The 24,056-nt window shown below is 48.9% G+C and carries 15 protein-coding genes; 5 read left to right on the forward strand and 10 right to left on the reverse strand.

What is annotated here, in order from left to right; translation table 11 throughout:
• The first annotated feature begins 195 nt into the window (after positions 1-195).
• Positions 196-462, forward strand: a complete 267-nt coding sequence (locus HCG48_RS26905; RefSeq protein ID WP_210437072.1) for a calcium-binding protein — start codon at positions 196-198, stop codon at positions 460-462.
• Between the two features lie 259 nt (positions 463-721).
• Positions 722-1,969, forward strand: a complete 1,248-nt coding sequence (locus HCG48_RS17730; protein ID WP_168570334.1) for a WD40 repeat domain-containing protein — start codon at positions 722-724, stop codon at positions 1,967-1,969.
• A 381-nt stretch (positions 1,970-2,350) separates the two neighbouring features.
• Here HCG48_RS17730 and HCG48_RS17735 read toward each other — a convergent pair whose 3' ends face one another.
• Positions 2,351-4,660 carry a hybrid sensor histidine kinase/response regulator gene (locus HCG48_RS17735; RefSeq protein ID WP_168570335.1) on the reverse strand — a complete coding sequence of 770 codons (2,310 nt, stop codon included), beginning with the start codon at positions 4,658-4,660 and terminating at the stop codon, positions 2,351-2,353.
• A gap of 276 nt (positions 4,661-4,936) precedes the next feature.
• On the reverse strand, positions 4,937-11,470 hold the full coding sequence (locus tag HCG48_RS17740) for a PAS domain S-box protein (RefSeq protein WP_168570336.1): 6,534 nt from the start codon (positions 11,468-11,470) through the stop codon (positions 4,937-4,939).
• On the opposite strand from HCG48_RS17740, the gene HCG48_RS17745 reads away from it, so the two are divergent.
• The 3 genes from HCG48_RS17745 (at position 11,455) to HCG48_RS17755 (ending at position 14,226) form a co-directional block, all read left to right on the forward strand.
• A complete protein-coding gene (locus HCG48_RS17745) occupies positions 11,455-11,775 on the forward strand; it encodes a hypothetical protein (protein ID WP_168570337.1) in 321 nt (106 codons plus the stop codon). The two genes, HCG48_RS17740 and HCG48_RS17745, sit on opposite strands and share 16 nt — an antisense overlap.
• 423 nt (positions 11,776-12,198) lie before the next feature.
• Complete coding sequence (locus HCG48_RS17750; protein WP_168570338.1) at positions 12,199-13,590, forward strand: malic enzyme-like NAD(P)-binding protein; 1,392 nt, start codon at positions 12,199-12,201, stop codon at positions 13,588-13,590.
• A gap of 66 nt (positions 13,591-13,656) precedes the next feature.
• Positions 13,657-14,226: a Uma2 family endonuclease gene (locus HCG48_RS17755; RefSeq protein WP_168570339.1), complete on the forward strand. Its 570-nt coding sequence runs from the start codon at positions 13,657-13,659 to the stop codon at positions 14,224-14,226.
• Positions 14,227-14,235: 9 nt separating this feature from the next.
• Here HCG48_RS17755 and HCG48_RS17760 read toward each other — a convergent pair whose 3' ends face one another.
• The 8 genes from HCG48_RS17760 to HCG48_RS17795 form a co-directional block, all read right to left on the reverse strand.
• Positions 14,236-14,397, reverse strand: a complete 162-nt coding sequence (locus tag HCG48_RS17760; protein WP_210437074.1) for a hypothetical protein — start codon at positions 14,395-14,397, stop codon at positions 14,236-14,238.
• Between the two features lie 199 nt (positions 14,398-14,596).
• The gene (locus HCG48_RS17765) at positions 14,597-16,807 is read right to left on the reverse strand and encodes a TIGR03986 family type III CRISPR-associated RAMP protein (RefSeq protein WP_168570341.1); all 2,211 of its coding nucleotides are present in this window, start codon (positions 16,805-16,807) and stop codon (positions 14,597-14,599) included.
• Positions 16,804-17,400 (reverse strand): type III-D CRISPR-associated protein Csx19, encoded by a 597-nt coding sequence (gene csx19 / locus HCG48_RS17770; RefSeq protein ID WP_168570342.1) that lies wholly within the window; start codon positions 17,398-17,400, stop codon positions 16,804-16,806. The genes HCG48_RS17765 and csx19 overlap by 4 nt, the downstream gene beginning before the upstream one ends.
• Complete coding sequence (locus HCG48_RS17775) at positions 17,397-18,860, reverse strand: RAMP superfamily CRISPR-associated protein (protein ID WP_168570343.1); 1,464 nt, start codon at positions 18,858-18,860, stop codon at positions 17,397-17,399. Before HCG48_RS17775 ends, csx19 begins: the two co-directional genes overlap by 4 nt.
• A complete protein-coding gene (locus HCG48_RS17780) occupies positions 18,860-20,443 on the reverse strand; it encodes an RAMP superfamily CRISPR-associated protein (protein ID WP_168570344.1) in 1,584 nt (527 codons plus the stop codon). Before HCG48_RS17780 ends, HCG48_RS17775 begins: the two co-directional genes overlap by 1 nt.
• A complete protein-coding gene (locus HCG48_RS17785; RefSeq protein ID WP_168570345.1) occupies positions 20,440-21,117 on the reverse strand; it encodes an RAMP superfamily CRISPR-associated protein in 678 nt (225 codons plus the stop codon). The genes HCG48_RS17780 and HCG48_RS17785 overlap by 4 nt, the downstream gene beginning before the upstream one ends.
• On the reverse strand, positions 21,080-22,729 hold the full coding sequence (locus tag HCG48_RS17790; protein ID WP_168570346.1) for a Cas10/Cmr2 second palm domain-containing protein: 1,650 nt from the start codon (positions 22,727-22,729) through the stop codon (positions 21,080-21,082). The genes HCG48_RS17785 and HCG48_RS17790 overlap by 38 nt, the downstream gene beginning before the upstream one ends.
• Entirely contained in the window at positions 22,726-23,994 is a 1,269-nt protein-coding gene (locus HCG48_RS17795) for a PDDEXK family nuclease (RefSeq protein ID WP_168570347.1), read from the reverse strand. The genes HCG48_RS17790 and HCG48_RS17795 overlap by 4 nt, the downstream gene beginning before the upstream one ends.
• Positions 23,995-24,056 lie beyond the last annotated feature (62 nt).

A 24,056-nucleotide genomic window follows, 5' to 3' on the forward strand; every position in this document is an offset into this window, starting at 1 on the left:
CCGAGGGGCGATCGAAGGTTGGTAACGGCGGCGATCGCCCCGGGCTGAAATAGGAGGGCGATCGCTTCTTTACCGGGTTAATTTCTGTTATACAGTAAAATCATCGGCTGTAAAGACATGGCAATGCCGTGTCTTTACGGGGAATTGGCGACTCGATCCAGTCGATCTCAGATTTAACAGATTTAGGAGTGCTATATGATTAGCCCCGAGAAAGAAGCTGAAATTCAACAACGCATCGACGATGAAATTATCGTTGACGCATACAACGATGAAGAAGTCATGATGTCGTGGTATTGCTACTTGCAAGATAACATCTCTTTTCCTTTTGAGGCCGAGTGGACGAGTAGCCGCAGCTCGTCTGCCAACAAGAGAACACAACGGAAAGTCCAAGTTGTGGATATATCTTCAGAGGAACAATGCGAAAGAGGAACAATGCGAACGGGAGATCTTCGTCGAAATTGAAATCAAAGGAGGAAAGATCGAGGATCGAATTAGCGTTCCGTTAATCAATATCAAACCGATCGATGCAGACGAACGTTCCCGACAAGCGATCGGCGATTGGCATTATTGGTGGGAGCAGTAAAAAGGCGATCGCCTCGGGTCAACTGGCGACCGAGGGGGGCGATCGCCGCCGAAAATGGTAGAAAAGAGAGGAACGGTTAGCTCCGAAATGGTGACCGTTCCCGAGAACGGCTCCCATTGCTGTTGAAATCAACCGATCATGACCGATTGCCCCCCACAACCGAAAACTTACGACCTCGTTTTAGGCGGTCAAAACCTGCCGCTTTCCGGTGCCGTCCTCGGCGGACTCGACGGGGTGAAGCAACGCTTGGCGACGGCGCAAGTACAGCAGAAAATTAACGCCCTCCATCAAGCCTTGCACTACGGTCAACCGGGGTTAGAGTTAATCGTCGAAACCCTCAAAGATGCGGATCCGCAAATTCAGAAATCCGCCTATTTGCTGCTGCGGGAGCGATCGGAACCGGAAGTTAAGCGAGCCCTTGCAACGGTCAATCCTTACGAATATCTGACTCGGATCGATACCCTCAACGGTCATAAAGGGTTGGTGTTGTGTGTCGCCTTCAGTCCCGACGGACAGACCTTAGCCACCAGTGGGAGTGGGGACAAGGCGATCGCCATGTGGGATATCAGTAGCGGTAAAAAACTAAAAACCTTACAGGGTCACGGGGATTGGGTCAACGCGATCGCCTTCAACCCCCAAGGCCCGACCTGCGCCAGTTGCAGCAGCGACGGCACGATCAAGATTTGGGATACGAGCAGTGGCAATCCCCTGGGTACCTTACAAGGTCATACCGGGGCCGTTTACAGCCTCGCCTACACCCCGGACGGACGCACCTTAGTGACGGGAAGTGCGGACTGCACGATCGACATCTGGGATCTCAGTCAGGGGAGACGTTCCGGTTCGGCGTCCTTGCAGCGCACCTTACTCGGTCATCAAAGTCGCGTCGAAGGGGTGGCGGTCAGTCCCGACGGAAAGATCGTCGCCAGTAGCAGTTGGGACCGGACGATTCAGTTGTGGGATCTCGAAACCGGACAGTCATTTCAAACCTTGCGGGCTCATCAAGGGTTAGTGGTCGGGGTCGCGTTCAGCCCCACTGGAAAGCACTTAGTGAGCTATAGTACCGATACGACGATCGCCGTTTGGAAGTTATTCGGTCGCGGTTTGGGAACCGTAGCGACATTGCAACATACTTTGTGTGGCCACGAGGAACGGGTGAATAGTGTCAGCATCGCGCCGGACGGTCGAACCCTGATCGGTGGCAGTCGCGACGGCACGATCTCCATTTGGGACTTGCATCGGGGGGAATTACTCGGCAGCGTGCGCTCTCATAGCGGTTGGGTCAACAGCGTCGCTTATACCGTGCGAACCACCTATCCGCAATCCCGTCAAAAAATGTTATTGGCGAGTGGGGGATTTGGCGGGGCGATCGAGCTGTGGACGATTTAGGGATTTTAGAGTTTAGATTTTAGAGTTATAGAGTTTATAGTTTATAGTTATTACAATTAAGGTCGATTCAATTGCCATCGATGACGAGATCTTGTAGGGGCAAACAATTTTTTGCCCCGACTTGTTTCATATTTTCTTTCAAATATCTAATACCATTTTTCTAAACCCTCGCTCTCTCATCATTGTGGTTTCAAATAAGAATGCGACACAATATCTGTGTAGAGGTGATTCGCGAATCACCTCTACAGGGTGTGGGTAAACTCACTCTTAAAGGCGCTGTAAATGCCAGAATCTGTCTCAATCTAAATTGAAATGACTATATTTTTAAAAACCAGTATTATAACCCCTTATTCGATCTCCTCTCCCTCAATTGTCTCTGGCTTATGGATGGGTATGAAAACGATCGCCCGAGGAGTTACCGACGGGGGCTTCCCGATGAATAGCCGCCGCAGAAGTGAGGGATAAAGATTCGCGAGGGTTGCCATCGACCGGAAAAGCCACCGTAAACGTCGTTCCTCCCGACGGGCGATCGCCTTTCAATTGACTGGTGACTTTCACGTGACCGCCGTGGAGTTCGACACAACGTTTGACAATTGCCAATCCCATACCCGTCCCGCCAATTTTACCGACATTGCGACAGCGTTGGAACGCATCAAAAACATAGGGTAAATCCTCTTCGGGAATGCCGATCCCGGAATCTTTGACCTGAAAAATGGCGCGATCGCCTTCGGAAAAGACCCGAAACTCGACCGCCGTATTTTCCGGAGAATATTTAATCGCATTCGAGAGTAAATTGCTCAAAATATGATACAAGAGTTTTCGATCGAGACAGACCTCTGGCAAGGTTCCGACACATTGGAAATCGAGGAAGAGATCGTCGCCGTGATTCCCTTGGAACTCTTCGACTAAATCCTGACAAAATGTATTCAAATTCAGGGGAGCGGGCTTGCATTCTAAGCGTCCCGACTCCGTGCGCGCCAGAGTCAAAACATCTTCTAACAATTCGTTCATGTGGATGGCGGCTTTTTGAATGCGTTGCAAACAGTTATCGAGCTTTTCGGGGGTACCGTGGTTGACCGATTCGAGATAAAATTCCAACAAATCCGCCGAAGAAACAATCGTCGTCAACGGCGTTTTGAACTCGTGAGAAACCATTGAAATGAAGTGAGTTTTCAACTCGTTGAGTTCTTTTTCCTTCCCTAGGGCTTTGAGTGTTTCTTCTTCGGCGCGCTTGCGTTCGGTAATATCGCGACCGACCGCTTGAAATTCGAGGAGGCGATCGCGATCGTCGAAAATCGCCCGTTCGCTCCACTGTTGCCAACGAGTTTCGCCATTAGACATCACCAAAGACGACTCGCGCTCGATCGCGGCACTCTCACTGAGATCTCGTTCGAGATCCGGAGAGAGAGGCAGGTGAGAACCGCCGTTGAGTTCGCAGCGATCCAGTTCAAAATAGCGGCGATAGGCTTCGTTCGCAAACGTCAGGTTGCCATTGGCATCGAAACGACAAATCAACTCCGTTTGATCCTCGACGATCGCGCGATAGCGAGCCTCACTGGCTTGGAGAGCGCTTAACGCCGCCGAACGGTCCAGATGGAGGGCGATCGCCGCCGCCGCACCCCGTAACATGTCGATAGGAGACGTCGGCTCGAAACGGCTGTTTTCCGTCACCGGACAACAAACATCGCCGGAACTACCGTCAGCTCCTTCGGATTGGTAAGCCGCAACAGTTTCGGGACAGTTTTCAAAGACGATCGCCCCGAAACAATTCCCCTCGATCGATAAAGGGACGATCGCGATCGAATCGACTTCGGCGTGTTGCAAGTTTTGCCGTTGTTCCGCCGGAAAATCTGCAGTGTATCCGGCGACGATCGCCCCGTCCCGGAGCCGTTCGAGCCACGCCTCGTGAAACTGAAACCCTGCCGCTCGTTCCCAAGATTCCTCGCAGGGAGGACTTCCCGCCAACCAACAACAGCCCAAAGAAATCTGAAACGAGCCATTAGCGGGCTGAAACTTCCATAAAAACGCCCGTTCGGCGCCAATCGCCTCGCCGATGGGTTGGAGTAAATCGAGGGCGTGACAATCTTGAGGACAAAGTAAATTTGCATCCCGAGGCAGATGGTGGGACTGAGGTCTAGAGAGATCGAACCCATCGGCGACCACCGATCCGGTTGACCTCCTAGAGCGATCTTCTGCTTGTGTTCCGTCACCGGAGAGCGATCGCCCCGGGACGCAAACCGATTCGTTCGCCAACAAGCGACGCTGAACGCGAACCAGCGCCGACAGATTGCGATTGGCTTCACTCAAGCGTGCGGTGACTTGCTGCAAGCGCAATCCCGCACGAACCCGCGCCGATAACTCTTCCGCGTCGATCGGTTTGGAGAGAAACTCATCGGCCCCGGCGTCCAAACCTTCCACGCGATGGTTAATTTCGCCGCGAGAAGAGGTCAGTAAAATAAAGAACGTATTGCCTAAACGAGGATCGGCCTTGAGCTGACGACAAACTTCTACGCCGTCGTAAAATGGCATCACCCAATCGCAGATAATCAAGTCCGGACGATGTTCGCGGGCTTGTTCTAACCCTTCCCGTCCGTCCTTCGCCGCAAAGACTTGATAGCCTTCTAATTGCAAATTGCGTTTGAGCAGTAAGCGAGTCGCGCCGTCGTCATCGATGACCAGTATTTTAGCCATGTTTGTTCGAGTCTCCCCTGTAAATGACTGTCCTGAGTTTGTAAGTCGCCACCCTTTAAACCTAAAATTTTTGATAATGATTGGGTAAAGGCGCCAAAGTGCGAGCGTTGCCAGGGATAGGAGAATATCTCTATCCTGTCCGAGCGAGTTTTCGAGAATATACCAACTTGGTTCCAGCTAAACATATCCATCGAACGACAGTAATCCGCAATATGACCGATCGCCGCCAAAAAACTTCCGCAATTATGCTGAAATTTCCTCAGTAAAATTGCGGAATTATTCCGGGTTAGTGTCAAACTTCCCGGTCTGTAAACTCCGTAAAAATACTCGAACGCGCTCGAAAATTGTCTCTAGTTCCTCCATGTAGTCGGGAACGGCATCGAGCTGATTTTGTTTCGCCATTTGTTCGATCGCGTGGGCAATCTCCGGCATCGAGTGGATGGCGACCGTGGCGCTGCTCCCTTTGAGCTGGTGGGCGTGACGGGCGAGGGCGATCGCGTCCGAGGCGGCTAAGGCTGCGTCGATCTTGGCAAGATAACCCGAGGCATCGTCTACAAACGCCTGCAACAGTTCGATTTGAAACGCGCGATCGCCGCGACTGAGGGCGTGCAGGCGATCGCGGTCCACCGGGCATTCCTCGGGGTCGGAGGGAGGCGGGGATGCGATCTGCGGTGGTGTCGGTTCCACCGGAGGGGTTTCTACGGCGATCGCCTCGGCGTCGCGAGAGATCGACTCGAATTGTGCGACCCAGAGGCGAACCCGTTCCAGGGCCGCTTCGATCGCCGTCGCGATCGCCCCGGTGTGGGTAATATTTCCCTGGCGTGCATCTTCTTCGAGGGTCGCCACCAAATCGGGAATCGTGCGAATGCCGACACTGAGACTGGCGCCTTTAATTTGATGGGCGGCGCGGGCGACTTGGGGGGCGTCTCCCTGAGTTAACCCCTGTTTGAGAGCTGCGAGATAATCGTTGCAGTCGTTGAGAAAGACCGTTACTAACTCCCGTTGGAAGTCGCGATCGCCCCGGGAGACCTTCTGTAAATGAGCCAAATCCACCGGGATGCCGTTATTGGGGGCATGAGCGGCGGGCGACACCGCCACGGGAGCGAGATTCTCCTGGGGAGACGGTTCGCGAACGCCGTGCGAGGGTTGCCACGGCGTCCAGCGTCTCAAGATCCCCTCTAAATCTTCCACAGTGACGGGTTTGCTCAAATAATCGTCCATCCCCGCCGCCAGACATTTTTCACGATCGCCCTTCATCGCGTAGGCGGTCAATCCCACCACCGTCGTACGACCTTCGCCGCCTTCGCGATGCTCCGTTGCAGACCCTTCGCGAGCGCGTAACTGGCGCGTGGCGTCGTAACCGTCGAGGACGGGCATCTGGCAGTCCATCAACACCAAATCGTAACGCTCCCGGGCGAGACGATCGAGGGCTTCGCGACCGTTACAGGCAACCTCCACCGCAATTCCCAAGACTTCCAGTTGACCCCTGACCACCTTCTGATTGATCGGCGTATCTTCCACCAGCAGCACTTTCAGTCCCGACGAGGGCGCTAACGGCGTTCCCGTAGCCTCTCCAACGGAAAATCGCGGCTGACCGGGGGTGGGTAACGGCGAGACCAATTCGCCGCGCAAACATTGCAGCAAGCGGGACGGGACGAGCGGTTCGATCGCGTATCCGGCAAAACCGCGATTGAGCAGAGCTTGGAGTGGTTCGATTTCGGCAAACAGACCGATCGCGATCGCCGCCGTGCCCGCGAGAGCTGCATTACCGCGCAACAGCCGTTCGAGCAGCTTCGGCGTACTTTTGACGATCGCCCAATCGATCGCCAGAAAATCGAAGGGGCGCTCTTCCGTCAACGCCGTGTAAACCAGTGCCAACGCCTGCCGCAAGTCCGCCGCTTCCGTGACTTCGACCCCCCAATAGGCCGCCCACGCCGCGATCGCCTCGCGATCCGCCGCCCGTTCGCGAACCGCCAACAAGCGCCGACCCGTCAAACAGCCCGCCTCCGGGTTCGGTTCGGCGTCGCGATTGCATTCTAAAGGAACCTCGAACCAAAAAGTCGAACCGCGCCCGGGTTCGCTCTCCAGGCCGATTTCGCCGCCCATCAGATCCACGAGTTGCTTGGCGATCGCCAAACCCAACCCGGTGCCGCCATATTCCCGAGTGGTCGAGGGATCGACTTGGGAAAAACAGGTAAATAATTTGTCGCGGTCTTGGCGATCGATACCGATTCCCGTATCGTCAACCTCAAAGCGCAGCACCGTCGCCCTCTCGTCCCCGGGCGGCGTCGCCGCGTTGCGAACCCGTAACAGGATCTGACCGCGTTGGGTAAATTTGACCGCATTGCCGAGTAAATTCGAGAGAATTTGCTTGAGGTGGTACAGATCCCCGCGTCGATCGCGCTCCACCTGCGGATCGAGAACGATCGCGAAACCGATCCCTTTGGCTTGAGCTTGCGGGCCGAATAAATTGAGCAATTCTTCGAGACCTTCGGCGAGGTCGAACGGATGGATTTCGAGCCGCATTTCTCCCACTTCGAGCTTGGAGAAATCGAGAATATCGTTAATTAAGGCCAGTAGATTTTGACCGCTCAAGCGCAACGTCTCCACGATATCCCGTTGTTGGGGCGTCAGCGACGAGTGCAGCAACAACTCGGTCATCCCCAAAACCCCATTCATCGGCGTGCGAATTTCGTGGCTCATATTGGCGAGAAATTGGGCTTTGAGTCGGGCGGTTTGTAAGGCGGCTTCCCGGGCTTCGACTAATTCGTCGATGATGTGAGTGGCGATCGCGATCCCGCCGACTTCCCCGGCGCTGGCGTACCACGGCTGAATTGCCCAGCGCAGGTAAATCCGCCGATCGTCCTCGATTTCGAGGCAGTCTTCCGGATGGGAAATCGCCTCGCCGTTGAAGGCGCGATCGCACGGGTCGGCCCAGTGGCGCGCCAATTCGGGCAGCGTTTCCCCTAAGGTGCGTCCGACGAGAGATTCGTCACCGAGATCGTATTCTTCCACCCAGCGATCGCTGTACGCCAGATAACGCCATTGGCGTTCTCCCAGAGGCTCTTTTGGTGCATCGAACATCGCCATCGCGACCGGGGCGCGGGTGACAATTTCGCGCAGTTGCCGCCGTTCGCGATCGAGGGCCGCTTCGTAGGTTTTGCGTTCGGTGATGTCCGTGGCGATCCCGTCGATGCGGATCGCGCTGCCTTCCTCGTCGCGAATCACCCGGGCGCGATCGCGGATCCAGCGTCGTTCCCCGTCCGGTCGCACGATTTGATATTCTCGGTCGTGACTGCCTTTTTCCCACAGTTTGCCCCCTTGGGGTTCCAAACCCTCCCGGTCTTCCGGGGCGATCGCCTCGAACCAGATCGAGGGATTTTCGTGAATTTCCGCCAGCGATCGCCCGTAAACTCGCTCGAATGCCTCGTTGAGATAAAAAATGCGCGAATTATCCGCACTGGTAGACCAGACGATATCGTCCAAGGACCGCAGGATATTGTCGAGTTGTTCCCGGCTTTCTTGCAAGGCGCGATCGGCCAAACGGCGATCGGTAATGTCGATCGCGCTGCAAATCAGGCGATCGATGCGTCCCTCCCCGTCGCGCAACGGCGTCAACGTCGCTAAAAACCAGGTGCAGGTTTCCCCCCCGACTAACGCTTCCTCGAACGAAATCGGCTTGCCTGTTTGCCAACATTCCCGATAACGGGCATTCCACGGATCGGCAATTTCCGGCGGTAACACTTCGCGGGAGGTGCGTCCCAACAGTTGCGCCGCCGGGATCGGACTGTACCCTGCGGCGATCGGATTGACCCCCGCATAGCGAAATTCGCCGTCTTCGCCCACTTCCAACACGAAAATCGGGATTCCGGCCCCTTCCCAAATACTGCGTAAAAATTGTTCGCGATCGCGCAATTTACGTTCCGCCTCCTGGCGATCGCCGATATCGCGCAGAAAGGCGCACAGATATTCCTGTCCCTGATATTCGAGATAATTGGCGACCACTTCAAAGGGTCGTTGCGTCCCCGCTTTGGTCTGGCCGATCGTTTCCATCGTCAGGGTTTTCGCCGCTTTCAGATTTTGCCACTGTTCGTCCCAGCGATCGCCGCCATATTTAACGTCGAGGTCGGCAATGCTCAGATTGAGTAATTCTTCGCGGGTATAGCCGAAATAGCGACATAAAGACTCGTTCACGAATAAAAAGCGTCCTTCGGGGGTCGCCCAACAAATGGCATCTCCGGCATGGTCTACGGAAAATTGGGTGAATTTGAGCGCTTCTTCGACCCGTTTGCGTTCGGTAATATCTGTTGCCGTTCCCGTAGTCCCGACGATCGCCCCGTCGCGATCGCGCACGACGACGACGTTATAACATAGATCCACGGCTCGCCCGTCTTTGCGTCGGTGTCGGGTTTCGTAAACGAGGGATTGATGTTCTCCGGCGAGCAACCCGGCGAAGATTTCTAAATCTTTTTGGGCCTGTTCGGGACTGGCAAACTCGCTGAAGGGCCGACCGAGCATTTCCTCAAGGTCGTAGCCGTAAATCGATCGCGCGACGGGATTGAGAAAGGTCCAACACCCCTGCGCATCTACGGACCAAATCAAATCCCGAGAGGTTTCGACTAAATACCGATACTGCCGTTCGCTGGCGGCGAGGGCTTCTTCGATCCGCTTGCGTTGGGTGATGTCGTAGAAGGTCGCCAGCAAGGCGTCCTCGCCCTCGAAATCGATGCTTTGCATGGAAACCATCGCCCAACGAAGCATTCCGTCGGCTGGTTTGAATTGGAGTTCGTAACTGTGGACGTAACCGTCTCGTTCCACCTGTCGCAGTAACCTGGGGCGATCGTCGGGATCGGCGTAAAACTGGCGCACCGACTGACCGATCGCCTCGGACACCGACAAACCGACTAATTCGCCAAATAATTGATTGGTATAAAAGATCGTCCCGTCGGAGTTACGGGTAATCACTAAGGGAACCGTCGTTCCTTCGACGATCGCCCGAAACCGTGTTTCACTCTGGCGCAAGGCGGTTTCCGACTGTTGCCGTCGTTCGATTTGTGCCTGTAATTCGGCGTTGGCGCACTCCAGTTCGGCGGTACGTTCTCGGACGAGTTCTTCTAAATGGTTTTGATATTGTCGTAACTCCTGTTGGGCGTTTTGACGGTCGGTAATGTCGCGGGCGACCCAGATGACGGTATGCGCGGACATCGGCGAAATGGTGGCGTCAAAGCAGATGTCGCGATCGCCAATCGGCAACCAATATTCGCACTTGACCGGGGTTTGCGAGGCGATCGCCGTTTGAATGTAGTTGAGAAATTCGTCCGCTAGGGCGATCGGGAAAATCTCGTGCAGGGTTTTCCCGACTAATTCTTCCGGGGGTTTGTACAACAATTTTTCTTGGGTCGGGGCCACTTTCAGACAGTCACCGCGATCGTCTAAAACGATGACAATATCGTTCATCGCCGCGAACAAGGCCCGAAATTCAACTTCGTTGTCCCGGATTTCCCGTTCTTGGCGCACGCGATCGCTGATATCTAAAATCAAGGAAATGGCCCCGGCGATCGTTTCCCCCCCTTGATAAATCGGCGTGCTGTACCACTCGCAAATCACGGGCCGTCCGTCCCGGGTGACGTGTTCGCGAACCACGCCCATCCCATCGGCACCGATCGAGCCTAAAATGGCGATCGCCTCGTCGGTCTCGATCTCTGCGTCGGGAAATAACAGCCGACGGTCGGCGCCGATCGCCTCTTCGCGGCTATAGCCGAAAATCCTTTCGGCGGAAGGGTTCCAGGCGACGATTTCTAAGTTTTCGTTCCATTCGATCGCCGCGAGGGGGGTATGCTCGATTAATAAGGCTTGTTTTTCGGCAAAGTTTTTTAACTGTCGTTCCATTTCGACGCGATCGGTCATATCCCGACAAATGCCGATCGAGCCGACAATTTCCCCTTTGGAGTTGCGATAGGGGCTTTTATTGCTCGAAAAGATCCGCCACTGTCCGCCAACTGGGATCGGTTCTTCAAAGGTTCGACTTTCTCCGGTCTCGACGACCTGGCGATCGTGTTCTTTCAAGGTCGCGGCGATGTCTGAGGGGAGCAATTCGCTATCGTTTTTGCCGAACAGATCTTGAATGCTACATCCTAATGTTTTTCCCAGGCTGGCGTTGCCTAATAAGTAGCAGCCTTCGCGATTTTTGACGTAAATGACATCGTCGCTATTTTCGACGACCCCGTTTAAGAGGTTATAACTGTTTTCTAAAGCGGCTTCGATTTGGTTGCGAATGCGGATTTCTGCTTCTAAGGAGGCGATCGCGTCTTCGAGTTCGGCGGTCCGTTCTTTTACGCGGTGTTCGAGTTGTTCGGAGAGGTGTTTTAACTGTCGTGATAGGGAACTGCGCTCGATCGCGTAGCGGATCGATTTGACGAGCAGTTGTCCGTCAAATCGCCCTTTGACGAGGTAATCTTGCGCTTCGCAATGGATGGCGGCGATCGCGACGTCTTCGTCGTCGAGTCCGGTCAGTACGATCGTCGGTACGAGGGCGATCGAAGACCGGGGCGAATGGCCGTCCCATGAGGTGGGGTTCCACTGCTGTAATTGATGCAGGGTTTCGAGTCCGCAACTGTCGGGCAGGGATAAGTCGAGTAAAATAATGTCGAAGGACTGGTTTTCTACATGGGCGATCGCCTCGCTCAAACGGCTCGCCCGAGTCAAGTTAAAGCGAAATTTTTCGACATCGAGCAACCAAGTTTCTAAGAGTTCGGCATCGGCATTATTGTCTTCGACTAACAAGATTTGGACGGGTGAATGGTCGCTCATTTTTACCTGGCCTCACTCGTATCTTATTTGTTCTTGTTTTTATTGTTGTAACCTATGCTCTCGGCGATCGCAGCAAAATCGACCGTCGAGTAAGTTTGTTAAAAATATTGGCTCTTCAACTAAAATTACTGCGAATTCTCCCCGGCAATCGTGATGCAAATCATCGCGAAAACTTTCCTGTTGGGGCAATGGCGGCGATCGGGCGGTCGATGGCCTTCGGTAACCGAAGTCAGGACCGAGTCTCAGGAGAAAACCCACGATCGAATCGGCTTTCCCCCCGGTTGCCAACGCTGAAATTGCAGTGAAATTACAGTTAAATTCCGGTTGATTGCTTGTTTTGATGATTGTTCGCTAAGGGGCTTAGTTTCTCGGTGCCATGCAGCACCTCGTCAGCTATCCCGACGGCGATCGCCCCAGTAAACTACTATTTTAGCCCGATAATTTCCGCGATGGCGATCGCGAAGCGACGAGTTTCGAGGAAAAAGAAATGAGGTATATTATACAGAGGAAGATCATTTAAACCCATTGTTATCGCAGAGTATTAAAGAAAAGTTTTATATTATCTGGAGAACAAGATAGCACGAAAGTTGGGTTCTCGGGGAAGGCGAACCCGCGATCGCCATTTTACAATTATTGCGATTCAGTGACAGCCAATGGCCCCCCTCGACGCTAGGATCTTAATTTCCGGGGATATCTTTCGGGATGCGATTTACAACAGAACAAACAAGATGGTCCAACTGACTCCAAATTCCAGTTTTAGTGTTACGATTCGTTTGCAACTTCCCAATCGTGCGGGCAGCCTTGCCAGAGTTACCCGGGCGATCGGCGAAGTCGGCGGCAATATCGGCCAAATCGACCTGATCGACCAAACGCGGCAATGCACCACGCGGGATATCACCGTCGATGCGGCGAGTACGGAACACGCCGAAGAAATCGTTCAAAGTGTCAAAAACCTCGAAGACATTAAGGTCGTCAACCTTTACGATCGCACCTTCAACTTGCATCGAGGGGGCAAAATTCACATCGAAAACAAAATCCCCCTCAAGACTCAGGCGGATTTGGCGATGGCGTACACTCCCGGGGTCGGGCGCGTCTGTAGCGCGATCGCCCAAGATCCGGACAAAGTATACAACTTTACGATCAAACAAAACACGGTGGCGATCGTTACCGACGGTTCCGCCGTCCTCGGCTTGGGCAATTTAGGTCCGGCGGGAGCCCTTCCGGTCATGGAGGGCAAAGCCATGTTATTTAAAGCATTTGCCGGAGTTGATGCGTTCCCCATCTGTCTCGACACCCAAAATGCCGAGGAAATCGTCGAAACGGTCAAAAACATCGCCCCGGTCTTCGGCGGGGTCAATTTGGAAGATATCAGCGCCCCCCGTTGTTTCGAGATCGAAGCGCGTTTGCGCCAGGAGTTAGATATCCCGGTGTTTCACGACGACCAACACGGTACGGCGATCGTCTCTCTAGCGGCCCTGATTAACGCCCTCAAGCTGGTGAAAAAGGCGATGGGCGAGATCCGGATCGTCATGAACGGCGCCGGGGCGGCTGGGGTCGCCGTGGCCCGTCTCCTGCGCGACGGGGGCGCCCGGTCGATCGTCATGTGCGACTCGAAAGGGATTATCACGGGCGATCGGCCTAATTTGACCCCGGAAAAACGGGAATTTGCCGTGGAAAAAGGCGGAACCCTCGCCGAGGCGATCGTCGGCGCCGATGTTTTTGTCGGCGTCAGCGTTCCCGGCGTGCTCACCCCGGAGATGGTGCGATCGATGGCCCCGGACCCGATCGTCTTCGCCATGGCCAATCCGATCCCGGAAATTCAGCCGGAACTGGTCGCCGACGATGTCGCCGTCATTGCCACCGGACGCAGTGACTATCCCAACCAAATTAACAATGTGCTAGCGTTCCCCGGTATCTTTCGCGGCGCGTTAGACTGTCGCGCCAAGTCGATTACCCAAGCGATGTATCTCGAAGCGGCTAACGCGATCGCCGCCTTGGTCAACCCTTCCGAACTCACCCCGGAATACATCATCCCCTCGGTGTTCGATAAGCGCGTCGTGACTGCAGTCTCCGCCGCCGTCCAACAAGCCGCCCGCAAAGAAGGCATCGCCCGCAGTTAGAATATCTGTAGAGTTGTAGGGTGGGCAACTGCCCACCTTACCCCGATTTTTATTCACAAGAAAACAATGTTAAATACAGTTATTCTGAATGTGGAGAATATCGGCTTCACCGACGCCCAATTTTATCAACTTTGTCTGGACAATCAAGATTTACAATTAGAACGAACTGCAAAAGGAGAATTAGTAATTATGCCCCCAGTCGGCGGCATCAGTGGGGGGCGAGAAGCGGATTTAATTGGCTTACTCTGGGTGTGGAATCGTCAAAGCCAACTCGGAAAAGTGTTTAGTTCAAATACCCTGTTTCGCTTACCCGAGGGAGGCGATCGCTCTCCCGATGCGGCGTGGGTTTCTCTGGAGAAATGGGAAGGATTAACGGAGGAAGAAAAAGCAGGATTTCCCCCGATTTGTCCCGAGTTTGTCATCGAAGTGCGATCGCGCAGTGACTCCCTTAAACCTCTCCAAGAGAAAATGCTGGAATATCTCCAGAGTGGTTTGCAATTAGGGTGGTTAATCGATCCTCAAAACCAACAGGTGGAAATTTACCGTCCCCATACGACGGTTGAGGTGCGATCGTTCCCCGTTTCCCTCTCTGGAGAATCGGTATTACCGGGATTTACGGTGGAGTTACTGGAGTAGTTTCGCCTGTCAATTCTGCTCTATCGAGAGGCGATCGTATTGCAAGAGAAACCCGAGTAGAATATCTTCCCCCGATACATTCGTCGGACGTTGCAACACCTCCACCGATTGCTGCGGACGATCGATTTCCACAGTTTGCAAGATCGGAGCGATCGGGTTGGGCGATCGCATTCCATTGTCAAGATATTCCCCGATCTTTCGTAAGGAATCCAAGCAGCATCGGGCGATCGATGGGTTCCATTCGGTCGTTTAAATTCCGTTGACGCGATCGCTCTAATTTAATAGTTGTTGGATAATTCGTGCATGACACCGCCCCGTTTCGCCACCTGTTAGAGGCATAATAATTAAGTTTTCCGTTTTTATGGTTAATTTACTTTTTTGGTTTTTTTGGGGGTCTCTGAGTTGCTAAGTTATTATCATGGCCACCTTCTAGGTGTGCTTGTTTAGATTTCTTTTTATCTTGTTGCGATCGTAATATTGGTTTTGGCTTCTTTGTTGGTTGTTGACTGTTGGATGTAGATCTATTTGTTTTGGATGGAGGTGGTTTATCGATCGTTCGATCGTCTGGCCATTGCATGACGTCAAGTGGCGTCGGTAACACCGGACGTTCTTGATATTCATTGACAGTTTTCTCTCCCTTTTTAGGCTTGCCAATATAGGGCTTATTCACATCCCGTTCAATTTTCATATATCGCGTTGTATCTGCGGAAAGACCAGGAAAGCTCAGCATTGCTAGTAGCATTTTAATCCGGGGTACTTCTTCCAATTTTTGGGCAGTCTCCCCTTTTCCTCGTAAAGATTTCAGAATGTGGCTTTCAAAAGCATTCACACATTTTTCAGATTCTTCAACAGTAGCAAGATTATCACCCGTTGCCCAGTTGTTATTTTGGAATAATTTAGAATATCGGTTAACGCGATCGGACAACCAAAGTTCATGGGTAATTTTTACTGCACCCATACCCAAGGGTTTACCCATGCCCAAAGACAGCCGATATTTTGGATTCGCCGCTAACTTGAGAATCCATAACAGCGCTCCTAATTCTACCGGACTTAGATTTTCAAAGTGGATAGTAAAGTTAAAGGAAACACCAGATTTTATCGGTTTAATGTCTGTTGTTTGACTTTTGGAATCATCTTTACTATCAGGATTATCAGATAGCTGAATTGAAGGCGCACTTCCTTTATGCCAATAAAGTTTATGACCACGAATCACAGTTTCTTTCTCTGGTTCGCTACCGTAGTGCTTGAGTTCCTTTTTATCAGCAGTCGTTTGGACTAAGTAATGCTGAAAAGTGGTGGGTTTTGGACTAGCAAGAATCAGAGGAGTCATCGATTTTTCTAAATTCCCAGTCCACCAGATATCATCGTTGGTACTTTGCTGACAAATGGCATCACCGACAAATACACGACCAGCTTGAGCTTGGTTTTCTTCTTGTTTTTTATCCCGAACAAAGCCGAAAATTGCCTCGGCTAAGTCTCGTTGATTTGGGTCTCTTAAATTCTGGGGGATAAAATCAAGGACGGAAGCGGCACGATCGCGCTTTTTGGGGATATAAGCAATTCGGAAATTTGGGCTGTGTCCAAATCGCGTCACTTTTCCATCTTTTCCCGAACGTTCACAGTAAAAAATCGCACGACCATCTTTCAATACACCCTTTTCCTTATCAAAGGGTGGCTTTTTCTGAAAATCAGTCAGAGTGTTGCAATAATCCTCGATAGCATTTTCATCAATAGGAATTATATCGGCTTTTAGATCGGGAGCAAAAACAATACAGTGGTTTTTTCTATTCAGCGAGCTTGGCTTATCCGTACTTTCCAGCATATTACCACTGGTGACAAGCATACCTTTATCACGGTAAGCCTCGATATTCTGACTGACATTTTCAGCAAATCTACGATTATTTCTTGTAAAGCTACCTTCAAAACTTACAGGAATATACTGCGGTTCGTAATCCTGGACTCGATCCATTTTAATTAAATCGGGAACATTAGTGCGCGTCAAGGATTTTTCTTTCACCCAAATAAAAGACAGATTATTGATAACGGTTTTAGCAGGACGAACATACCATTGATATCCCCGTTGTACCAAGTATCCGGCTTTGACATTTTTTAGCAAGTTCTTGTATGGACTTGCTAACGGATCGTCACTTTTAGCCGCAACAGCCCGAAAGAAAAAACGCTGCTGTTCTGAAACTTTCGTCAATTTACCATATCCCACAATCTCCACCAATGTCCGCAACATCCCTCGTAAGCTACTGCCTGCAAGTGCAGGATGTTGGCTGGTAGGATATTGGAAAAAATCAGCCATTATCTGACGTTTCTGCTTTTTCTGGTCCTCGCTTAAGTCATCATCTTTTCCACTAAATTCAGCAAAATTATCTGGAGTCATGCCACAGCGAATATATAAGGGTGAATCTGTGGTTAGCACGCATTCAATTCTGCCTGTATGTCGGTTAGAGTGGTATTGATTCAAAGGTGGAATCTCTTCTGCTTCTACAACCACATCGGGCAATTCGACAAAGTTGTAAGGTGCGATCGCTTTTCGAGATTCTGGGACTTGTTTAATATGCTTGGGTGTCATTTTGTCACCTCTGATTTTTCTGGTTGTGATGTAAGCGAAACTAGACGGCTGAGGAAAATTCGGGCAACTCCTGTATTGTTGTTGTAGTCAATGTAATGACGGACAAGTAAGCGAACTGGACGATGTTGTGTTTTCTCCTTATGGTCAAACTGAATCCCAGTTAAAGGAACCGCGTGTTTTAGTCCTTGTTGTCCGTCGGATAAAAGAGTAAAGCCATCTTTTTCTGTGCCTTGGGTTCCCAGTATAATTTGTACTTCATCTGGTAATTTTTCTGTATTATCATCATCTTGTATCAAACGAGCTTTTAATCCTTTATCCGTTTGCCAGAGTAAGATTTCTCCTGGTTCGCCAAAAACTCGGCATTGCTGAAGGGTCAATAAGCGCAGTTCCGGGAATTCTAGAACTTCAGGAAAGATACTGTGAGCAATATTTAATTTATCATCCTGAAAATATCCCCAAATCACGCCATCCTCTGCATGAGCTAGAAGATATTTTAGGTGAAATTCATTGGCCTTTTGCTTTAACCAAGAAATCAAGCTTTGAGAATCGATAATACTATCAACATCAAGATGCTGACATGATTGTTTACTCATGCTGCTTTTCCTTGCACGAATTCGGTGACAAATTTTCCTAGCTGTTTCGCATCGCTGACTTCAAGTTTTCCATGTTTATCTTGGCAAATTGTCCAGGTTGGCTGGTTTTTGCCTGAATGATGCCATGTCATTTCAGCGTGAATTCCCTGTAAACGTCCGCGTCCAATACTGCTACCCCCACCGACGGGTAAATCGCTTGTCCATAAGTCTTTTAGTAATAGCAAAAGTAAGCCGATTTCTGGTTCACTAGGTTTGCGTAACTCCAATTCCAAAGTTAGGAGGGTTTCATCGCTGCCACATAATATTTGTTCGTCGAATAAAGCCCCGTGGTAAGCACCTCCGGTAAAGCGATCGATCGCAATTCTGTTTTGTACTAAATCTCTGGTATTTTTGATGGTGCTTTCGCTGACAATTAGACGACTGGCTTTTGCTTCTTTTGTCTTCTCATCAACTACACCAAATAGTTCTTTGATAATATCCTGACTTTTTCCTAATGTGTTAATGATTCGCTCGGCACGATGCCAAAGAACTCCCGCTAAACTGGTGCCCGATAAAATAGGCACAGATTCGAGTTTGTTGTTAGTTTCGTTGGGTCGGTGCGATCGCAAATGTACCACATCAGGACTGATTTCATTAAATCCCGAGCTAGAACGAATAAGCAACGGACTGGCTAATTTAAAAGTTGCTTTGAGCAAAAAGCGATCGCGCCGATCTTCATCATCTAGTTTAACACCAAGAGCCTCAAAAATTGATTGATAAGTTGTCTCTGTTTCGGATAACTTTGTGGACTCATGGTCAAACATTAACCACTGCAAGCGTTCATCATCTTTGCGAAGATCAAACCGCCATGTTTGCCATGCTTTAACATGACAGCGACCAAACCCGCGTCTTTTTTTGATGCCGAAACCTATCTCCCCTTTTTCCAATCCTTGCAGTGCTAAACCCAAGGCTTTGATTAGCTTTGCTCGATCATCTTTTTCACAAATAACCACCTCAAAATACAGGGGAAATTCTGTTCCTGCTGCCAACAGTTCTAGATCGTATTTTGCTCCTTTCTCTGCCGTCCCTGTTTTACTATCGATTTTCACGCCATCTCGCAGTTCAATCGTCGGTGATGGACTAATGCTTAAAGCATCTCCAATTATAATTGAACTTTGGTCGCCATCATCTTGACTGCGAATTCCACCAAAGAGGACAGTTGCTAAACTGTCTTTGGTTTCTTCTTGTTCATAACCATGCTCATATTCATGTAGGTAGTTTCGTAAAGCACCAGCAATGGACGCACCAGTTAAAAGAGCGCGATCGCTGATACTATCTCTCAGTAACATTAAGTCAGTAGGATTATCGGCATCACTATTGCCACTGCCCAAGCAAGTGGGTGTATCCAAGACTAAAATACCCCGGATAATCAGTCGTTTAATAATTTCTCGTTGATAACGTTTGATTCGTTCTAAAGTCATTAATCTTTCTCCTTCATGGCTTGTTTAGCAACCGCCATAATCAATCGCAAAGTATATTCCAATGCCAATTCTTGACGCAGTTCTACCGTGACATCGGCAATGCTGACAGATTTAATATCATTTTTCCAAATTTTAACCGGGTTATCTAGCCATTGTTGTAATTTTTCGGGTAAAAATACACCATCTATCCAAGTCCGCTTAAACTGACTCATAGAATTTTTCGTAAGATTTGCCAGTAAAGCATCAATCGGTTGGCGACTATTCATAGATAGGGCTTCCCTTGCAGCTAACAGTAGTCGAGAAACCTGGCTATTTGTCATGGCATTAGGAGATAACTTTGTGCGTCCAACTTTATCTAATAGCTTTGTGTCTAGATGTTGGCGTAATAATCTTTCTGCCATTTGTTTCGCCAATTGACGTGAATATTCATTGTCCAGTCGAGGAGAATCTTTACTGTTATCCTCATCGTCGGGTAATTTGACATAAAAGCTAGATTCATTTAGCCAATTAATCGCAATGCGGCCAAATCCTTCTGCTCTTCTTTCTCCAATTCCTTCCGCTTCTAAAGTGCGAATGAGATCGGCAGTTATTCCATCAATCTTGTCATAAATAAAAACACTTCCTGCTGATACGGCTGGCACTTGCGGCAAAGGCAATCCCCATTTTCGGTTAAAACCGCCAATTAGGGTAGATTTCGTATAGCAACTTTCCAGTTTGAGGGGAAAGCCTAAAGCTTCAAAAAGCAATTCAGTGGGGGGCATGGCTACATATTGACCCCATTCATCGCGCAGAATTAAATCGCTGAGAAGAGTTACTGTAAAAGTTTCTCGATTTTTAAGTTTTTCTTCTGGTGAAATTCCTACTTCATCCCAATTTTCTGGGGTAGAAATTTCTTGAATTTTAGTATGTCCATAGCCTGCGCTTCGAGAACCCCCTAACCAGATATTTTCTGGGGTGAGCAAGCTTTTGATGATTTCTACATCATTGTTTTCGCACAGGATAACGGCTTGAAAATTCTGACCAGCATCTAAAGCGTCATAGCAAAAAATTGCCCCATCTCGCGTTTCGGTAACTTCATCAGTTTTTGGATCGCGCTTATCATTTAGAGAACGCCCTTTACGGCGATCGCGCATATTATGAATATTAATCCGTCGATTGACCGTATAGAGAATTCCATCTGAACCGTCTTTTGCCCAAAAATATTCGCCAACAGGTTTGGGAGATTTTAACTCTTTTTTATAAAGACTAAGATCGTAAACCTCTATATCTGATTTGTCTTTTGATAGTTCATCATTCTTTTCCTTTTTCCAAGAATGGGGCAACGGCAAAGTCCGTTGTTGTTCTTTGTAAAAATAGGCATTTAGATAGCGAGTCTTGCCATCAAAAAACAAACGTCTCACCGTTTCATCGGTCAAAATATCAGTATCTTGCAGTCCATGACGCTGCAAATAACGTCCGATTAATGCCCCTCGGATCATGCTGCCAGGAATAAACGGATAAGAAACATCACTATTCGGATCTCCCTGAAACGAAGTTGCTAAAACGGGCTGTTGAGTTTCTAACACGAAGGTAATCACTTTCATCGCGCTTGTATCTCCATTTTTCCAAAGCGTTGTAAATAATCTTGACCAATTTCTTGACCTTGGTTAAAAAGTCTGCAATGTACATGACCGCGCCCTCGGTTTCGCCCACTGCCGACGCGCCGTAATGCCCAAGTTCCTGCTACTAAAAGCGACAACATTTCATCCGTTGGTGAAGTATGAAAATACAGAGGGGCAGTAAACTCAAGGTCACGGATAATTACTCTGGCAGAACGTAAACTATGTTCATCAGGCGTCCCTTCTTTTGAATTAATCGCAGTTTGACGGCGAATTGTCGTCAGAGACTCTAGGATATTAATCGGCTTTAGCTTTAAATCGTTCTTTGGTTTCAGAAGCTGTTGTGCCACCGCTTCTCGTAAATCTCCTGGCAAACAAGCATCTCCAACGTGGATTTTGCCCACGGTTTCCAGGGTACTACCGGGATTACCGAATAAATCTGCTGCTATCTGTTGCCAATGTTTGCGAGTTGCATCGGGTAAAACTGCCACTAAATTATCGCACTCTTCACTTAATAACCCTTTCAGAGTCCGTCCTCGCAAGTAAGGAAATCCATTGGGGTCATATTCTACTTCTTGGTCGAGAAGACCTGCTACCCCATCGCCACGTCCAAAGGTAGTATCACTTAATAGCTTGATTTTTAGATGATAGATGCTCATTAGATTTTTCCTCGTTCAATGAGATATAAAATTCCATTGCTTCGATCGCATCAAAATAACCACAATGTCCCTCAGTCCAGCCACAATCTTGTACCTCATCAGCAGCTTCTTGAATTTGTGGCAAATTCTTGATACTGTAAGCTTTGAGAAACTGGATAGTTGCTTGGCTGCCTTCGCGTAACTTTTCTCGTAAGGCAATCACTTTATTTCGCCGACCTTTCCAATCCTCATTTTTATTAAAAGTTTGAATAAGGCTGCTAAAATTAGGCCAGTTTCGCCATTGATAATCATGTTCTAATAAAACAGGACGCATCGTTAGGTCGCCTTCTGTCACCTGGTACTCGCGCTGGCGAATTTCCCCAATAGAACCAAATAAACCACTGGCTGCCAAATGCCAATCAAGAGCAGATAAATCTTCGTCTCCCCATTCTTCTTTCTGTTCTCGAACAAATTTTTTGGCACTCTTACATAATTGTTCGCTGAGTTCATAAGCCCTGGCAAAAGGATAGTGCGCTTTGACCACACAAATCCCGGCACAAGCGGATAATGGTTTACCATCTGCTGCTGGCTGATCTTTAAAAGAATTGAGATAAATTGCCGCTAATTCTAATCCCAAGCGTCCATCACAAACAAAGGTGACATCATCACCCCCATAAACTAAAGGACGAAAAGGCAAGTATTTTTTATCTTTGATGGTAAATTTTCCTTTTACCTTGTCGTCGCTGTCAATAGAATTCACTACTGCATTGGCGACTTCTTTTAAGGCAGTTAATCCTGCGCGACGGACAGAATCAGAAAGTTCGCGCATCGCAGTGATGTAATCCCGATTTGATTTAGCTTTTTTGCCATGCTCTTGAAAGCGATCGCCCATATTATTTCCATCCGCATGAACGATCGCCAAATAGCTATTTTCCCCAAACGATCGCCCAAAATCATCGAAGTCTAAAGCAATTTTGTACTTTTTAGGAAGTTTGCGATCGAATAATGTGTCATCTAGCTTGTCGTTGGCGGCTTTTACTGCATCGAGTTTAGCCACAATTTCACCAGAAACTAAATAGGGCATAGGACAGCCGTGATTATCGCTCATATCCACCGCCACTAACTGAGTTGATTGACAAGCTGCGGTGATACCCAAACCCAATAAAGGGGATGAGGAAATTCTTTCTCTTTTTTGTCGATCCAACTGATTTTTTATCAGGTCTTGAATCACTTTACAAAGTGATTCATTATCCCAATCAAATGGCTGATGTGCTGCCACCAGATTAATACCCGGTGCATCAGCTAAAATTCGCTTACTCAAAATCCGGGTAAACTGTTTAGCAATATCCAGAGATTGAAATAGCAACACCGTATTGCCGCCACCCGCATAGACTAATTCTGCGGCCAGTTCTCCATCTTCGATATAAGGTCGATCTGCTGGTCGATCTGGATCGTAAATATGAATGGTTTGATTAAGTTTCTGTCCCAATTCTCGTAACGCCCATTTTGCCCATTCATCAGTTGCTCGATCGACTAAATAAGATCCGCCAATATTTTCGCGTAATCGGTTACTGCCAAAAATATAAGATTGAATTCCTGTGGTGTCCAGGACGGTGACAACACAATTCCTCATTGATTCGCCTCTTGATTATTTTTATCGATCCACTGGCCAATTTTTCGTTCAAGGTTTAACAGGTCTTCTCGTCCGAACACCTCGATTTTGCGATCGGCGATCGTAGTTCTTAATTGAGATTTAATATAGCTGGGTTGGTCATAGCAGCAAACCAAGGCTACTCGCGCTTCATCTCCTCCGAGTTGTCTTGCTCTTATAGACGCTTCAAATAATTTTTGCTTACAAAGTGATGGTTTGTCGCTGGTTGTACAAGATATCGCAAAAAGTTGATATCCCAGCATAAACGCAACATCAAACTCAAATTTGGGATATTTCTTTGAATGATTTTCCCGATCGTCTATATGAAATGACATTCCTGCTTTTTTAATCCCGTACTGCGAAGGAAGTTGTTTAACTTGTTGCAAAACATAGTCTTCTAGCCAGACACCATCTAGCCACGCGCAGACATGGGTTAAATCATTGAATCCTTTCTTTTGCGTAACACTAATGTTTAAAACATCTGTAGATGCATCTAAATGTTGGCGCAATAGGTTCTTAATTTCTGTCGGTAAGCTTTGAACCTCAATGGTGGGTTGTGCTTTTAGTTCATCTTCCGGTTTCCACACATGATTGTTACGTTGATCGTAATATTTCATTTGGCGACGTAACTTATTATTACACCAATCTCTCCAAGCTTTGGCTAAGTCTTTATTTTGATAAAACTCAGCAAATTTCGCTGCGGCCTCCGGTAGAGTGGGATCGGCAGATGGTGGTCGATCGTCTTGCCATTTTAAATTGTGTAGCCCAAACAGTTTGGTAAAAGATATCTTCAGAGAGACTTTCTCTCGAATTGGAGAATTATTTGGGCGATCGATGCACATTTCTAAAGTGCGTGAATCTAGATAGCTGAAAAAGGCATCAGGTTGTAGTTCTTGAACGGCACGATAAGCATGAACTGCCATCGCTTTCGTGCCACCCGTGTAGTGCAAACCAATGCTGCCAGCTACCGATTTAATTCTTTTTTGAATTTTTTCCCGGATTTGATAACTGTCAGATTCATATTTAGCTAAGTCAATCGGCTCAATTTTTTTGTCAATGTTAACTTCTTTCTGCTCTCGAAGCTGTTTAAGCAAACAAATTTTCTGGGTCTTGGTATGTTCGGTGAACACCAGATAAACTGTTCCACCATCTTTTAAAAGTGTTAAGGCTGCTACATAGTTAGGTAAAGGATTTTCTCCAACCAGTAATAACAGGTGTTGTACTTTATATTGATCTAGGTTACTCATCTTTTTCTCCGTTAATTTGTGTTCAACTGAATGAGGGGTCTTCTGGATATATGGTACGCTTT

Source organism: Oxynema aestuarii AP17, assembly GCF_012295525.1.
GTDB classification, from domain to species: Bacteria; Cyanobacteriota; Cyanobacteriia; order Cyanobacteriales; family Laspinemataceae; genus Oxynema; species Oxynema aestuarii.

What these genes read in the sequence shown, in the direction of transcription:
- HCG48_RS26905 (WP_210437072.1), top strand. Translation starts at nt 196, where the DNA reads ATGATTAGCCCCGAGAAAGAAGCTGAAATTCAACAACGCATCGACGAT.
- HCG48_RS17730 (WP_168570334.1), top strand. Translation starts at nt 722, where the DNA reads ATGACCGATTGCCCCCCACAACCGAAAACTTACGACCTCGTTTTAGGC.
- HCG48_RS17735 (WP_168570335.1), bottom strand. Translation starts at nt 4,660, where the DNA reads ATGGCTAAAATACTGGTCATCGATGACGACGGCGCGACTCGCTTACTG.
- HCG48_RS17740 (WP_168570336.1), bottom strand. Translation starts at nt 11,470, where the DNA reads ATGAGCGACCATTCACCCGTCCAAATCTTGTTAGTCGAAGACAATAAT.
- HCG48_RS17750 (WP_168570338.1), top strand. Translation starts at nt 12,199, where the DNA reads ATGGTCCAACTGACTCCAAATTCCAGTTTTAGTGTTACGATTCGTTTG.
- HCG48_RS17755 (WP_168570339.1), top strand. Translation starts at nt 13,657, where the DNA reads ATGTTAAATACAGTTATTCTGAATGTGGAGAATATCGGCTTCACCGAC.
- HCG48_RS17760 (WP_210437074.1), bottom strand. Translation starts at nt 14,397, where the DNA reads ATGCGATCGCCCAACCCGATCGCTCCGATCTTGCAAACTGTGGAAATC.
- HCG48_RS17765 (WP_168570341.1), bottom strand. Translation starts at nt 16,807, where the DNA reads ATGACACCCAAGCATATTAAACAAGTCCCAGAATCTCGAAAAGCGATC.
- csx19 (WP_168570342.1), bottom strand. Translation starts at nt 17,400, where the DNA reads ATGAGTAAACAATCATGTCAGCATCTTGATGTTGATAGTATTATCGAT.
- HCG48_RS17775 (WP_168570343.1), bottom strand. Translation starts at nt 18,860, where the DNA reads ATGACTTTAGAACGAATCAAACGTTATCAACGAGAAATTATTAAACGA.
- HCG48_RS17780 (WP_168570344.1), bottom strand. Translation starts at nt 20,443, where the DNA reads ATGAAAGTGATTACCTTCGTGTTAGAAACTCAACAGCCCGTTTTAGCA.
- HCG48_RS17785 (WP_168570345.1), bottom strand. Translation starts at nt 21,117, where the DNA reads ATGAGCATCTATCATCTAAAAATCAAGCTATTAAGTGATACTACCTTT.
- HCG48_RS17790 (WP_168570346.1), bottom strand. Translation starts at nt 22,729, where the DNA reads ATGAGGAATTGTGTTGTCACCGTCCTGGACACCACAGGAATTCAATCT.
- HCG48_RS17795 (WP_168570347.1), bottom strand. Translation starts at nt 23,994, where the DNA reads ATGAGTAACCTAGATCAATATAAAGTACAACACCTGTTATTACTGGTT.